The sequence below is a fragment of the Chryseobacterium sp. MYb328 genome (genome assembly GCF_037572595.1).
Taxonomy (GTDB): Bacteria; Bacteroidota; Bacteroidia; order Flavobacteriales; family Weeksellaceae; genus Chryseobacterium; species Chryseobacterium pennae.
In genome coordinates this window covers 37446-52093 of record NZ_JBBGZQ010000027.1, presented here as the reverse complement: position 1 = coordinate 52093, position 14648 = coordinate 37446, and the positions used below count along the sequence as shown (strand labels likewise).

At 35.4% G+C, this 14648-nt stretch carries 15 protein-coding genes; 10 read left to right on the top strand and 5 right to left on the bottom strand.

Annotated features, from left to right (window positions below):
• Nucleotides 1-227: 227 nt before the first annotated feature.
• Complete coding sequence (locus WH267_RS21495) at nucleotides 228-1388, top strand: thioredoxin family protein (protein WP_340010879.1); 1161 nt, start codon at nucleotides 228-230, stop codon at nucleotides 1386-1388.
• A gap of 81 nt (nucleotides 1389-1469) precedes the next feature.
• Here WH267_RS21495 and WH267_RS21490 read toward each other — a convergent pair whose 3' ends face one another.
• Nucleotides 1470-2492, bottom strand: a complete 1023-nt coding sequence (locus tag WH267_RS21490) for a 3-oxoacyl-ACP synthase III family protein (RefSeq protein ID WP_115971177.1) — start codon at nucleotides 2490-2492, stop codon at nucleotides 1470-1472.
• Between the two features lie 72 nt (nucleotides 2493-2564).
• Between WH267_RS21490 and WH267_RS21485 the strand changes: the two genes are divergently transcribed.
• The 5 genes from WH267_RS21485 (at nucleotide 2565) to WH267_RS21465 (ending at nucleotide 7129) form a co-directional block, all read left to right on the top strand.
• Complete coding sequence (locus WH267_RS21485) at nucleotides 2565-3464, top strand: magnesium transporter CorA family protein (RefSeq protein WP_123318355.1); 900 nt, start codon at nucleotides 2565-2567, stop codon at nucleotides 3462-3464.
• Between the two features lie 254 nt (nucleotides 3465-3718).
• The gene (locus tag WH267_RS21480) at nucleotides 3719-5305 is read left to right on the top strand and encodes a patatin-like phospholipase family protein (protein WP_340010876.1); all 1587 of its coding nucleotides are present in this window, start codon (nucleotides 3719-3721) and stop codon (nucleotides 5303-5305) included.
• Between the two features lie 40 nt (nucleotides 5306-5345).
• Complete coding sequence (locus WH267_RS21475; protein WP_340010875.1) at nucleotides 5346-5846, top strand: DUF2199 domain-containing protein; 501 nt, start codon at nucleotides 5346-5348, stop codon at nucleotides 5844-5846.
• A gap of 1 nt (nucleotide 5847) precedes the next feature.
• Nucleotides 5848-6075 carry a hypothetical protein gene (locus WH267_RS21470; RefSeq protein WP_340010873.1) on the top strand — a complete coding sequence of 76 codons (228 nt, stop codon included), beginning with the start codon at nucleotides 5848-5850 and terminating at the stop codon, nucleotides 6073-6075.
• 298 nt (nucleotides 6076-6373) lie between these two features.
• Nucleotides 6374-7129: a hypothetical protein gene (locus WH267_RS21465; protein WP_340010871.1), complete on the top strand. Its 756-nt coding sequence runs from the start codon at nucleotides 6374-6376 to the stop codon at nucleotides 7127-7129.
• On the opposite strand, the gene WH267_RS21460 is transcribed toward WH267_RS21465, so the two are convergent.
• Nucleotides 7074-7661 carry an NAD(P)H-dependent oxidoreductase gene (locus WH267_RS21460; RefSeq protein ID WP_340010870.1) on the bottom strand — a complete coding sequence of 196 codons (588 nt, stop codon included), beginning with the start codon at nucleotides 7659-7661 and terminating at the stop codon, nucleotides 7074-7076. The two genes, WH267_RS21465 and WH267_RS21460, sit on opposite strands and share 56 nt — an antisense overlap.
• A 91-nt stretch (nucleotides 7662-7752) precedes the next feature.
• Between WH267_RS21460 and WH267_RS21455 the strand changes: the two genes are divergently transcribed.
• Nucleotides 7753-8133, top strand: a complete 381-nt coding sequence (locus WH267_RS21455; RefSeq protein ID WP_123318349.1) for a winged helix-turn-helix transcriptional regulator — start codon at nucleotides 7753-7755, stop codon at nucleotides 8131-8133.
• A gap of 188 nt (nucleotides 8134-8321) precedes the next feature.
• On the opposite strand, the gene WH267_RS21450 is transcribed toward WH267_RS21455, so the two are convergent.
• Complete coding sequence (locus tag WH267_RS21450; RefSeq protein ID WP_340010866.1) at nucleotides 8322-8882, bottom strand: DNA-3-methyladenine glycosylase I; 561 nt, start codon at nucleotides 8880-8882, stop codon at nucleotides 8322-8324.
• Nucleotides 8883-9219: 337 nt separating this feature from the next.
• On the opposite strand from WH267_RS21450, the gene WH267_RS21445 reads away from it, so the two are divergent.
• From WH267_RS21445 to WH267_RS21435, 3 genes are read left to right on the top strand one after another with little or no spacing between them, the layout of a single operon-like run.
• Nucleotides 9220-10134 carry an alpha/beta hydrolase gene (locus WH267_RS21445; protein WP_340010865.1) on the top strand — a complete coding sequence of 305 codons (915 nt, stop codon included), beginning with the start codon at nucleotides 9220-9222 and terminating at the stop codon, nucleotides 10132-10134.
• Nucleotides 10135-10172: 38 nt separating this feature from the next.
• A complete protein-coding gene (locus WH267_RS21440) occupies nucleotides 10173-10529 on the top strand; it encodes a hypothetical protein (protein ID WP_123947335.1) in 357 nt (118 codons plus the stop codon).
• Between the two features lie 53 nt (nucleotides 10530-10582).
• Nucleotides 10583-11596 (top strand): TQO small subunit DoxD, encoded by a 1014-nt coding sequence (locus tag WH267_RS21435; protein WP_340010863.1) that lies wholly within the window; start codon nucleotides 10583-10585, stop codon nucleotides 11594-11596.
• Between the two features lie 324 nt (nucleotides 11597-11920).
• Here the strand turns inward: WH267_RS21435 and WH267_RS21430 are convergent, their stop codons facing one another.
• Together WH267_RS21430 and WH267_RS21425 are read right to left on the bottom strand one after the other, a co-directional pair.
• Nucleotides 11921-12517 (bottom strand): hypothetical protein, encoded by a 597-nt coding sequence (locus WH267_RS21430; protein ID WP_340010861.1) that lies wholly within the window; start codon nucleotides 12515-12517, stop codon nucleotides 11921-11923.
• A gap of 486 nt (nucleotides 12518-13003) precedes the next feature.
• The gene (locus WH267_RS21425) at nucleotides 13004-14581 is read right to left on the bottom strand and encodes a DHA2 family efflux MFS transporter permease subunit (protein ID WP_115971163.1); all 1578 of its coding nucleotides are present in this window, start codon (nucleotides 14579-14581) and stop codon (nucleotides 13004-13006) included.
• Nucleotides 14582-14648 lie beyond the last annotated feature (67 nt).

Sequence of the window (14648 nt, the reverse complement as noted above, 5' to 3'; positions counted from 1 at the left end):
AAATTAGTAATATTTTACTTTTTATTAAAATATTCTGCTGAAATTTAATCATTTAACTAAATTTAGCATTTACATTAATTTTAATAATAATCTCAAAACAATAGATGGTTTTCTTTCATATAAGTCTATACCTGTATTAAAAATAAGGTTCTTCAATAATTATTTTCAATGTGACTAACTTAAATGTCATCATATTTATTACATTTGCAGGGAACAAAACGTTTTTTATGAAAAAAATAGCAATACTTTCTACTCTATTTATAGGTGCAATAGCATGGGCACAGGGCATCAAATTTGAAGAGGGCAACTTTGCTTCTATTCTTGCCAAAGCCAAAAAAGAAAACAAACTGGTTTTTGTAGATGCTTATGCATCATGGTGCGGACCATGTAAACTGATGGTAAAAAATATTTTTCCCCTGAAAAATGTAGGAGATTATTATAATAGCCATTTTATCAATGCTAAAATTGACATGGAAAAAGGAGAAGGTATTGATCTTGCTAAAAAATACAATGTGAAGGCATTCCCAACCTATTTATTTATTGATGGAAATGGTGAAGCGGTCCACAGAACATTAGGGTACGTTGAAGAGAAAGACTTCATACAGTTTGCCATGGATGCCGGAAATCCCAACAAAAGACTGACTTCTTTAAAGCAACAATTTGAAAAAGGAGAAAAAGATCCTGCATTTTTAAAAAATCTGGCAGAGCTTACCATTTATAATGATTCAGAATTTGCTGCTAAAGTCCTGAACCGTTATTTTCAGGGTAAACCTACCATGGATGAGGATGATGCACAATTGCTTATTTCCGGTATACAGACTACAGAAAGCCCATTATATAAGGTTTTCCAGGAGAAAAAAACAGAGCTTTTAAAATTTCTCCCTGAGGATAAGTATGAAAAATTAAATCAGAACATCCAAATAAATACCATCTCAAAAAAGGCCTATAACGCTGATACTAAAACCTGGAATGACCAATACTTTATTACTGAAGCTCAGAAATTGGTAAGCAAAGAAAATGCAGAAAAATTATTAAAAAAACTAAAAGCCAGCAGAGCTTTAAAAAACAAAGATATTGCACTTTATGAGAAATTAACTTTAGATATATACCAAGACTATTCTAAGGCTAATTCTTCAGAACTCAATTCTGCTGCGTGGAACTTTTTTGAAAATGTAAACAATAAAGCATCTTTGGAGCAGGCTATAGCATGGGGCCAGGAATCTATAAAGAAAGATCAGAGTTATGCCAATACAGATACACTGGCTAATCTTTACAATAAAATTGGTGACAAAAAAAATGCAAAGATGTGGGCAGAAAAATCCATTGAATTGGCAAAAAATGAAGGACAGGATTCTTCCGATACTGAGAAGTTATTGAAAAGCCTTTAATATACAGGTAAAATATACAATAAAAACCGCAGAAATTTCTGCGGTTTTTTTATGGTTTTAAGTAACTGTTCTTTTACTCAATTAATATTCAAAAAGGACACTTCCCCATGTAAATCCGCTTCCGAAAGCTGAAAGAAGTACAAGGTCACCTCTTTTGATCTTTCCCTGTTCAATCGCTTCACTTAACGCAATTGGAATAGAAGCTGCTGTTGTATTTCCGTATTTCTGAATATTGTTGAAGATTTTCTCATCCGGCAATCCGAATTTCTGCTGAACAAACTGTGCAATTCTAAGGTTAGCCTGGTGAGGAATAAACATATCAAGATCCTCTACTGTTTTTCCCGCTTTGTTCAAAGCCTCCATCATCGTTTCCGGGAATCTTGTTACCGCATGTTTGAATACGAAGTTTCCGTTCATGATAGGATAAACTTCTTTATCTGTTACATTTTCCGGTTCTTTTCTCATCCTGTCACTCCATCCAAACTTAGAACCTGGAAACTGGGTACATAATTCATCTGCATATTTACCTTCAGAATGCATATTCGTGGCCAGAATATCTCCAGAATTTTCATCTTCCGTTGCACAAAGAACTACAGCTCCTGCCCCGTCTCCGAAAATAACTGAAACTCCTCTTCCTTCATCAGAAAAATCTAATCCAAAAGAATGAACTTCCGCTCCTACCACAAGAATATTTTTATAGGTTCCTGATTTAATAAAAGCGTTGGCAACACTCATAGAATATACAAATCCTGAACACTGGTTTCTTACGTCTAATGCTCCGATGGTATCACATCCAAGCATTTCCTGAAGTAAAACTCCACAGCCAGGAAAATAATAATCCGGAGAAAGTGTTGCAAAAACAATATAATCGATATCTTTAGCTGTTAGACCAGCTTTTTCAATGGCTTTTTCTGATGCTTTGAATCCCAGGTATGCAGCTGTTTCCTGAGAATCATTTCTGTTTTTTCTGTGTCTTCGCTCCTTAATGCCTGTTCTCTCTGTAATCCATTCATCATTGGTAGTCATTAGTTTGGCTAGATCATCATTGGTAACAACGTTATCTGGAACATAAAATCCCACACCTTTTATTGTACTTTTAATCATATAGTTTTATAATTTTGGCAAAGATAAACTTATTTAAAACATAGTATTTCAAAATATTAGTATTTTTACTTTATGCCAATTGATACAATATACAGAAGCACCCACTGCGAATGGGTAGATGTAGAGGCTCCTACAGCAGAAGACCTGAAATTTCTTCATGAACGATACGAAATCAACAATCTTCTTCTGGAAGACACTATAGATCCCAATCACCTTCCCAAATATGAAGAAGATGGGAATGTAAAGTTTTTTCTTCTCCGTGAAAGTACAGAACTGGAAAGGAAAAATCTGAACACCATTAGCGATATCAGTACAAAAATTGCAATTTTCATTCTGGATAAAACCATTATCACCATCCACAGAATGAAAACCAGAAGTATTTCTGAAACGAAAAAAAAGCTTACACTCACGCAGGAAGAAGTAACTCCCCAGAAAGTAGCTTTAATGATCGCGATATTGATTATGAAAAGCTTTGATGATGAATCTATAAGTTTATTGGAAACCATGGACAATATTGAGAATGAAATTTTCCTTAAGAATACAAATCATACCAGCCAGATCCGAAGACTATACAAACTGAAACGAAAATCAGGGTTGAATTCTCGGGTTTTGGTTATTTCTACAGATGCTATTGATAAATTTAAGCTACTGAACCTTCAGGATTCTGAAATTGTAGATTTAAAAGATAAACATAAAGATGTAGTGGCCGATTTTGACCATCTGAACATTCAGATTACCAACCTTATTTCAATGTTTCTGGCACTTTCTGACCAGAAAGCCAATCAGGTGATGAAGGTTTTAGCTATTTATTCTGTCTATTTCTTACCGATCACCTTTATTGCAGGAGTTTACGGGATGAACTTTGATAACATGCCTGAGCTTCACCATAAATATGGGTATTATTTTACCATAGGAGGCATGGCATTAGTTGTTATCAGTACGTTTATCTATGTAAGACGCAGACAATGGTAAACAGGATGCTGCTGAATTTTATCTCCCGCAGATTTCACAGATTATGCAGATGATTGTGAAAATATGTTTCATCCGTGAAACCTGAGAGAATGTAACCTGGTAATATTTTTATGCTATTCTTTGATTTTTATGTTCCAGTTATAAATCTAAGGTATTACCAATCTTTGCTATAAAGCAGTATTAGGGTTTCCAAATTAATAGTAATTTAGAGATTGCTTCACCTGCGGTTCGCAATGACAAAAAAACCAGAGACTATGAAAACTGAAAACCTTAATAAAATTCTGCAAGATAATTCTCTTTCACAGGCGTCTAAAGACAGACTTGCTGCTTTGCACGGAAATATTTCTGCCAAGGAGTTTTCTGACCTGTTGGATGCAGAAGGCAATCAGTATATAGAATTTGTGCAGGAAGGCGGTGGTGTTTGGGGAAGTGCATTGGTAGGTTACCTTTATGGACTGGAGATCTTCGGAATCCGTTTTTTGAAAGTGGCAGGAACCAGTGCCGGAGCGATCAATACCATCCTTATTGCAGCCTGCAAAACAAAAGAAGAACCCAAAAGTGAATTGATCAAAGATATTCTGTTCAGCTGGGATTTTGCAGATTTTATGGATGGGAAAACCTATGTGAAAACAACCCTGCACGGAATGTTGAATAATAAGAATTTCTTTAAAATAAATGCTATCATTGCTGCTATTTTATTCATTATTCTTGTCAGTATTCCTTTTGCAGTATCTCCGGGAAGTATACTGAGCACCAAACTAATGTTTTTAATCCCTTTGATTCCTGCAATTATTCTTTTTTTCTGTATCAAAAAATTATATAACAACTTCAGAAAAGAAAACAGTGGGCTTAATCCTGGAAATGTTTTTATAAATACTATGAAAACAGCTCTGGATAATTTTGGAATTAAAACGGTAGCCAATCTCAATGATAAATTTGTACAAAAGGAGCGCGATCTCAACCTCAACTACCGTTATGGAAACGGAGAGGAATATTATAACATTACATTGGAAAGCATTGAAAAAATCAGGGCAAAAAACCTTGAACATATTGACCACACCCGATATAAAATTTTCTATGACAGCGCTCTCAATAATGATTATTATAAAAACAATCCATTTTACCTGCTTCGGTCTGAATATGTTGTTATTACCACAGATATCAATGCTAAAATAAAGGTAGAACTTCCTACCATGGCTAATTTATACTGGTCTGAAGAGGAACTGAAGCACATCAGTCCGGCAGAGTTTGTGAGAGCTTCCATGTCTGTTCCTTTTTTCTTTGAACCTTTTCAGAAGAGAATCAATAAAGATGACAGTTCTGTAAAATATGCATGGAAATTCTGGATGAATACCAAACAGGAAGATATTAATCCTGTAGGAGTCTTCATTGATGGTGGCAGTATTTCCAATTTTCCTATTGACCTGTTTCACGCAGATGAAGTTTTTTATCCAAGGATGCCTCTTTTTGGAGTTCAGCTCACCAGTGATTCTGATCTTCTTTCTGAAAGAGGAAAAACGAGTGAGGAAATTCTCAAAACTCCGTTCAGCTATGCCGGAAATATCATCAGTACTTTGCAGGGGTTTAATGATAAAGTTTTTCTTACCAAACATAGTTTCTATCGTCTGTACAGCATACAGACCGTTAATTGCGGAACCAGCAGCTGGCTGAATTTCTTTATGAAAAAGGAAGAGAAAGAAGATCTTTTCAACAGAGGGTTTCAGGCTGCTCTTGATTTCCTGAACCAATTTGACTGGGAGAAATATAAGTATGAACGCATGATGCTCACCATTAAAGAGAAAAAAATACTGAAGGAAGAGGATACACCGACGGTGGGATAAGGATTTTTTAGGTATTTTAGCCCAAAACAAAAAACTTATCATGAAATACATCTGTGAATGCTGTGGCGAAGAAAAAGAAGACTGGCCTGCTCTAGCTTATAATACTCCCTATTTTTACTCTTGCCTTTCTGACGAAGAAATGAAAAATGCAAAGCTCACTTCAGATCTTTGTATTGTTGAGAGCCCTGAAGAAACCAATAGATTTATTCGGGCTGTTTTAATACAGGAAGTTACCGATGACTGCAGGGATCTTGATTATGGAGTCTGGGTTTCATTAAGTGAAAAGAGCTATACTGAATACGTCGAAAATTATGACAATAAAGAATTCAAAGCTGAATATTTCGGATGGCTTAATACCTATCTTCCCGACTATGATTTTTCAGAAAGCATTCCTACCACAGTTGTGGTAGACAATACCATCGGGCGTCCGTTTGTTTTCCCGCATCAAAGCTATGAACATCCTTTTGTAGATGATTTTTATAATGGAATTACGAAAGATGAGGCGGAGAAAAGGATTAACAGGGTTTTAAATAGCAAATAACATGAACTGGATTATCAGAAGTACAAAAAAAGTAAAATTTCATACTAACCTACAGGAGATTTTAAAGCCTATTTGGGAAGATCTTCCAATACATAACTGGGTTCTGACTGATCTGGATTTTTTATCTGATGATGATATTCCCATTAACTTTGAGCAAGATTTTTTTATTTTAAATCAACAGCAATTTGAGCAGATTTATCATAGCAGAACTCAATTATTTGGGGGATAATTGCTGCTGTTCCCTATCATATCAAGCCTGATCCAATAAATATTTCCCAGGTATCCGCTGAAGATTCTAAGGTATGGGATAGCCATTACTTTTCAATTCCGGAAAGCATTTTAGAGATTACTGCTTTTGACAGTGGATATACGATTGTAAAATTTAAGGATGAAAATCTTTCGGATACCTTTAAAGAATATTTTCAGGAACAAGCCATTGACTTAGATGCTTTCAATGCAAAGTATATTAATAAAGAAAAATTATAAAACTTCAGGACTTATCTTAAAATCACATATCAATAAGAACAATGGGTGGATTTATAGAGTTTTACAGACTGGATAAAACAAAGATCAGAGAAAACCTGTATCCTAAGATTTCAGATACAAGTCTTCCTGATGTATTTTTAGAGGTCATTGATAAAAGTTTTGGAACCTTCCGGGATTTTCTGAAAAGCGAGAGAGAATTTTCAGGAATATCCTATGAAAAGCTTATGTTAAAACTTCAGCAAGAAGATTATATCTTAGAAAATGACGAATTTACAGCTCTTTTCGATTGGTTTACCTGGTATTATCAGAATGATCATGAGGGCGACGAAGAAATCTTTGCTAATCATGGATTCGTCAGTATCTGGCATCTGACTACCCGTTATGAAGTTCCCTTACTCTTTTCAGTTACAACCATGGGAATTGAGGAATTTTATATTCCACTTCTTGATACTTCTCCCCAATTGACCATTGATAGTATTTTAAGCAGTGATGAACTTCTTCTTATGGTTGATTACCTTATTCTTCTTTCTTTTAAAGCAGCTGTTTTCCAAAAATCACCTGACGTAGAGGAAATGAGAAAATCACTTGATATTTCACGGTTTGATACCTCTTTCAATCTGCATATCAGTACAGAAAACCAACTAAACACCTATCTTCAATACTCTGATTATTTGTATCATGATGAAATGGAACATCTTCTTGAAGGTGGCTATGAATATATTCCTGATATAATGATGAACATTAAAGAGAATCTTGGCAGCTATCAAGGACCAATTTATCTTGATCACAGTTATTGACCAAAAGAGCATCCAAAAACTCCAGATACATGGGCAAACTCTTTTCAATCCACTCATCTGAAGAATCGCGCTCGATGCCATAATAAACGAATGGGTCCTCATACTGTGCCTTAATATAATCAAAGGTTAGTTCATAAGGTCTGAGCAATTCTTTCATTGTATATTTATATTTTCCCGAAGCAGAATATTCTTCATCGTCAATTCCAGCAGTAACGGCCAAAGTCATTTTCTTCCCTGCCAGTTTATATCCACTGTTACTTCCATATGCCCAGCCATATAAAACAACCTCATCCAGCCATTGTTTCAAAAGGGGCGGACTGCTGAACCAGTAAAAAGGAAACTGAAATACGATTTTATCATAAGACTCCATAAGTTCCTGCTCTCTGGCAACATTAATTTTACCATCGGGGTAAGCCTCATATAATTGATGAACAGCATATTTTTCAGGATATTTTTTTAATTCTTCAATCCATCTTTTATTGATGACTGATTTTTCAATTTCAGGATGGGTAACGATTACTAAAGTCTTCATTATGTTTAAATTTCTACTGCAAAATTACTACACATTACTTACATTTCGTACATTAGCAACCTATTGTAGGGTACTATAAAAAATGTAAGTAATGACTAAAATAAAGGAAACCTCAACCAATTTTGCCAATAAAAAAGCCCTTGCAGATGAATGTCCGGAGATTTATGCATCGAATATCGTCGGTGGACAATGGGCATTGGCTATCTGCTGTTATCTCATTAATGGTAAGATGAGATTTGGTGAATTGAAGAAAAGTCTTCAGAACATTACAGAACGTATGCTTACGCTACAACTTCGAAGGCTGGAAGAAGATAAGATCATCACAAGAACCGTGTATGCTGAAGTTCCGCCACGGGTTGAATATGAATTAACAGAAATTGGTTATAAGCTGAAACCTATTATTCTTGAGTTTGAGAAATGGGGAATAGAACATAAAGAACTGATAGCAAAAGACATCCATAACAAGGAATAATATTCTACACCACAAATCGAAGGTTATCTCCTGTTAGTTGATGAATGCCATTTCCGCGAAGTCAAAAGCCACAAAAGCTTTACGCTTAAACACTTTAGAACTTTTATATACAAAGCTTCTCACTTCAAATTACTTAAGTGATTAGTTCTTTTGTGACTTTTGTGTTAAATTTTATAGTACAAAACCTTTTAATCCTTCTCCGCTACTTTCCACAAAGGTTTCTCTTCTAATACTTTTGCATGAATCGGACAGGTTTCATGATGTGCCCCTTTCAAATATCCTGTACTCATCAGAAATTCATTTACAATCTCTCCTCCTGTAAACTTGAAGGTTTTCTTAAACAGTTTCATCCATTCCGGTAATGTTTTGGGATGGTGATGTTCTATCCATTTTTCAAAAGAACCGAAATCTTTTTGCAGTTCAATGATTGTTTTTGCATTCTCAATAGCGGCATTTACTTTCAGTTTATTTCTGATAATTCCACTGTCGCTCAAAAGTCTTTCACGGTCTTCTTCTGTATAGGCTGCTATTTTTTGAATATTAAAGTCATCATAAGCTTTTCTGAAACTTTCTTCTTTCTTTAAAACCGTTTCCCAGCTTAACCCTGCCTGATTGATTTCCAGAATAAGCCTTCCAAACAATTCATTATCATCATGAATCGGAAATCCATAATAGTTGTCGTGATAATTTTTGTGCAGTTCTTTTCTGCTCTCGGGCTGCATTCCTTCTATGGCTAAGCAATAACTCATTTGAAATATAGGTTTTGGTTCAACGGGATAAAGATAAGACAAGGTTGTGACAACTGTTAGTCAGTAGGGTTTTATTTTCTAAAGAAAGGAAGATGGAGGCTGGAAGATGGAAGTTTCTTATGTGAGAAAGAACTTCTCAAAAGCTTTTTAATTAATAGATTATTTTTTTCAATGATTCTGAAAATCTCAATTGAAGATACAAAATTCCACTCCTCTGGAGGGGTGGCGAAAATTCAAAGAATTTTTGACGGGGTGGTTGGCAACATTCCCCAACCAACAACTTTTCACTCAACACCACAAAAATATTAACTAGATTAGCAATCCCAAAGTATCAGCCATGAAATCATTGTTTTCCCTTCTCCTTTCTTTGTTCTTAATTTCCATACATGCTCAGAATATTTATTCAAAAGCTTATGGAAATAAACAAAACCCTGCCATTATTTTTATTCACGGCGGACCAAGTGGCAATGCCACTCTATTCGAAGGAACGACAGCTAAGAAACTGGCGGATAAAGGATTTTATGTTATTGTCTATGACAGACGTGGTGAAGGTCGCTCGAAAGATGAAAAAGCTACAATGACCTTCAAAGAAAGTTTTGAAGATCTGAATCAGATTTATCATACTTATCATATCCCAAAAGCCCATATTCTAGCTCATAGTTTTGGAGGGATCATCGGTACACTTTTTACCAATCAGTTTCCGGAAAAAGTACAAACGTTGACATTAGCAGGCGCTTTATTTACCCAACAGGAAACCTACGATCATATTTTGAAACAGGCCAAAGAGCATTTTAAAAATGATCCTGCCCAGCTAAAAGAGATCTCCGAAATAGAAAACCTGGATAAAAATTCCGCTATTTATCGAAAAAGATGCTACGAAATTGCCAGTAAACTTAATTTTTTCAATATGCCTACTCCTACCCGGGAAAGTAGAAGCCTGAGAGAGGAATATGAAGCTGGTGAATTCTATAAAAATAATATCAGAAATCACAATTCTCCTATCAAATTCTACCAGAATGAACCTTTGAACAATCTTGATAATACCGTTATTTTAAAAGAGATCAAAAGAAAAGGTATCCCTCTTTTTGCGGTGTATGGAAAGAATGACGGAATATTCTCCGAAAAGCAACTGAACACTCTTAAGAATACCGTTGGAAAGAAGAATTTTAAACTTATAGATAACTGTTCGCACTATTTATTTGTAGATCAGCAGGATGAATTTTTAAAATTTATTGAACTTACATTAAAATAAAGTGTAGTTTTGCAGGAATGTCAGATAACAAGATCCATATGAAGACCTATAAAGCCATCATTACGATGCTTATTCTTGTGTTTTCATTGTCACCATGTTCTGTTAAAAGAGATGTTCTTGATATTTTTGACATTCAATATATCAGTGGTTTAAACAAAGTAAAGGTAACATCCGGACCTTCTTTAAACTGTGATACTTCCACTACTTCCTCAAAGATTTCCATTTCAAAAGCTGAAGCAAAATACAAATGTAAAGTATCTCTTTTAGATTTTAATGCTATAGTAAACAATACAGAGGGAGGCACTATTTTTTTTAATAAATATTCAGGGTACACCACAGGAAACAGCCCGCCGAAGTATATTTTATTTAAAAGACTGAAGTTGAATCTGGTTTAAAAATTTATTTAAGCCATCAAAAATCAGTTTTTTACAATACAATATTAACTTCAATGAAACATACTACAAACAGCCAGTCTTATGACCTGGCCGGATTATATACTTTATCACTCCGAATGGTTATCGGATGGACCTATTTTTCAGCCTTCTGGCGCAGACTTGTCCTCGAAAACAAGCTTATTCCCGATGAAAAGGGATATATCGGAGAAAAATTCAATCATTTTTTACCCAATGCCCTGGGAATTAAACCTATTATAGAATATCTGGTTACCCATCCGGATGCCTTACAAAGATCTATGATGACTTTTACAATCATCGAAGCTATCGTAGGATTATTTATCATTCTCGGTCTCTTTACCCGATTAATGAGTATAGGAATTTTCAGCCTTGCACTGGGAATTTTATTAGGTTCGGGATGGCTGGGAACAACCTGTGTGGATGAATGGCAAATTGGTGTTCTTGGTGTAGCAGGTGGTTTTGTCCTGTTCCTTACGGGAAGTGGTGCATATTCTCTGGATGATTATTTTATAAAGAAAAATAAACCTTTCACTCAAACAAAATGGTTTCAGTGGCTGGGTTCCGGAATTCTTCCTATTGCTCAGCCAAAGGTATTTGTACTTGCCGGATCTCTATTGATTTTCGGGCTTACCCTTTATACCAATCAGTATTTCCATGGCGGTGTTTGGGGAACCCTGCATAATAAATCGGTAAAACCTAAACTTGAAATTTCCAATATTTCCCATAATAATTCGGAGTTAACATTCGAGGTTTATAGAACAGAAGGAGCCGATGTATATGGATCTTTCCTCATTGGCATTCATATTCTGGATAAAAACGGAAATATTTTAAAGGAAATCGATCATAAAGAGCTTTCAAAATTTTCTAAAGGCCGTATTAAAAACCATTATGTGGCCAAAGTAAAACCGGGAAAACATAGTCTTATTATTCCATTAGGTGCCAAGGCAGATGTCAATATTGGGATTGATGATATTCTTCAGAAAGATGAAATTCATACTTTAAAACTGATTGACATCAGTGGGATTGAGTGGATAGAAAATGTAAATTAAATTTAGGCTTCACCAATGGAATGATTTATCATTTTCCCCTGTACTGATTCCGTTTAATTTTCACCAAATAGGAATATAGATATAAATACAATATCCTTTCCTATTGAAAATCTATGAAGGTATAGCTGAATGAATATATTCAAATATTCTTAGGTTTTGGCTAAAGCCAAATGAATAAGGATTTATAATGAGAGCGGGCTAAAGCCCGCTCTTATTGATGTTGATATCCGTGTAGATATACATATGGGGATTTGTTGTTTAACGACAAAATCTTTTATCTTTTATCTTTTATCTTTTATCTTTTATCTTTTATCTTAACAAAATCTATTTCTCCGTCACAATTACCTTGTAGGTACATGAGCTGTCAGGATTCAGTTTCAGTACTTTCATCTCAAGTAAAACATCCAGTCCCATAGTATCGCATGCTCCCTGTATAAAAGGTTCTATAACCGGCCACTTCAGCAGTCCTGCGATCTGGAGACTTTGTGTGATTTTGTGGTAGCGGTCTACTCCTTTAATCAGTAGTTCAACTCTGTGGTCATTTAATTCTTTGAAATCAAAATTATATTCGGGACTGGATGTAAAAACTGCTCCTATTAATATTTTTGCTATTGCCACAATGCCTGGCTGCAAACCTGGTTTTGTTTCCAGATTTCTCAAAGCCATTTTTGATCCGAGATCATACATAAAGGCGGTAGAAAGTTCATTAACAGCCTCTTCACCGTAAAGCTTACCTGCCTGTTTCAATAATCCACCATAAAATGCTCCTGTAATATCCGAAAGGCGCTGGGTAAGTTCTGTAAATGTTGCGGGAAAGAAATCTGAAATGATCTGATCCTGATCCATTTCAGGAAGATACACATCATTTTTTCTGAAATCTGATAATGCCATAAAAGTTTCCGGCAGTTGTATTGAATTCATACTTAAATTTTATAAAGTTCTGGTCATCAGTAGATAAAAATATTTTTAAATCATGAAATACAGTATTGATTTAAAATAATTAATGAATACATAAAACATGTATGCTCTATTTCTTTGTTGAATTTCAGAAATAGGAATTTCAGCCTTTACTTTAGTAACAAAAGATGCCTGAAAGTAATGGAAAACTATGTATTAAGTATTGGATCACAAATAAGACTGTACTATTTTGCTCCAATCTGGACCTTTTGAAAAGGTTTTATAGGGATGAGGGACTCTGTTCATATTTTTTCATTTGGTATTGTAAAGCTAAAAAAAATAAACAAATTCTCCAATAAGTGATATTGTTTTTATAAATAAATTTGGAAAGGAAGCAGGGGGCTGGAAGATGGAAGTTATTGAAGTCTGAATAATCAATGTGAGCAACCTTAATCCACTGTCATTTTAAACAAAAAAACCTCCGGAAATTCCGAAGGTTTTAATTAAAATTTAGTGCATGGCTTCACTTAAATCTATCTTTTCTTTACTTTTTCTTTCTTTTATAAATAAGATAAACGGAATACATATTAAAAATATTACGCCGAGGTAAAGAAATACATCCATATAAGATAATACTGTTGCCTGTTTGGTAACAGAGAGGTCAAGCATTTTATAAGCAGCATTCATTGCAGCATCAGGAGTCATTCCTTTTGCAATGAAACTGGCCTTCAAGGCTGCCAGTCTTTGCTGAACATCAAAACTGTTGACATCTAAATGGGAAATCAGGTTATTTCTGTAGGTCTGGCCTGCATTAGCAATGAAAGTAGTGATGGCTGCAATACCAAAGGATCCACCCAACTGTCTCATCATACCGGTAAAGGCAGCACCCTGACCAATTTCCTGCCCCTTCAGAGTACTCAATGAAAGAGATGTAATTGGAATAAACAATAATCCCAAACCTGCTCCCCTCACAATCAGCATCCAGAAGAAGGCATCTTTACTCGTATCCGGAGTTAGAATTTTGTATCCCCAGAAACTATAGACAAAGAAGATAAATAGCCCTAATGAAACCAGGATCTGTTGTTTGGCTCCTTTTGCCAATAATCTACCAATGATAGGCATCATAAAGGCCGTTGTCAGTGCAGCCGGAATCATCAATGCCCCTGACTGAAGTGCCGTCCAGCCCAAAATACTCTGAGTATACAGCGGAACAATGAATGTGGACCCATAAAGCCCAAATCCGAGTACAAATGACATCATTGTTCCAATTCTTAAATTACTGTTTTTAAGTACCCTAAGCTCCACAATCGGATACTTAAAGGTAAGTTCCCGCCAAAGGAATAATATAAATCCTAAAACAGCTGCTATGGTAAACGCTACAATCATTCCACTGGCAAACCAGTCTTCTTCATGTCCTCTTTCCAGAATGAATTGTAATGAACCCACTGTTATTGCAAGCAAAGCAATACCTATCCAGTCAACATCCGAAATTTTACGTTTTTCTGCATATTTCGGACTTCTCACAAACTGCAGCGTCATCAAAGTTGCCGCAATTCCAATCGGGATATTAATATAGAAAATATAGGGCCAGCTGAAATTATCAACAATATACCCTCCAAGAGGCGGGCCCAATGTAGGACCAATAATTACTCCAAGACCATAAATGGCCTGTGCCATACTTCTTTTTTCAATCGGATAAGATTCCGTAATGATCGTCTGTGAGGTTACCAATAAGGCTCCTCCACCAATTCCCTGCATCAGTCTGAAAAATACCAGTTCCCAGATATTCGTTGCATTTCCGCAGAGGAATGAAAATATGGTAAATATGATAATGGAAGCAGCAAAGTAATTTCTACGCCCAAACTGCTGAGAAAGCCAGCTGGTCATCGGTACGATAATTACATTTCCGATGGCATAGGCCGTAATCACCCAGCCCACTTCTGAAAGTGTAGCTCCCAGGTTACCCTTCATTTCATTAAGGGCAACATTCACAATCGTGGAGTCCACAATTTCAAGCAGAGCACAAAGAATAGCTGTGATGGTAATAATCACTCTTCGGGCTCCATATTCTACTAATGAATCTTGCATAAGTTTTTTTCGATGTTAAAAAGTCAATGGTCAATTTTGTTACGTAAGTGAATAGTAAATTTTAAAA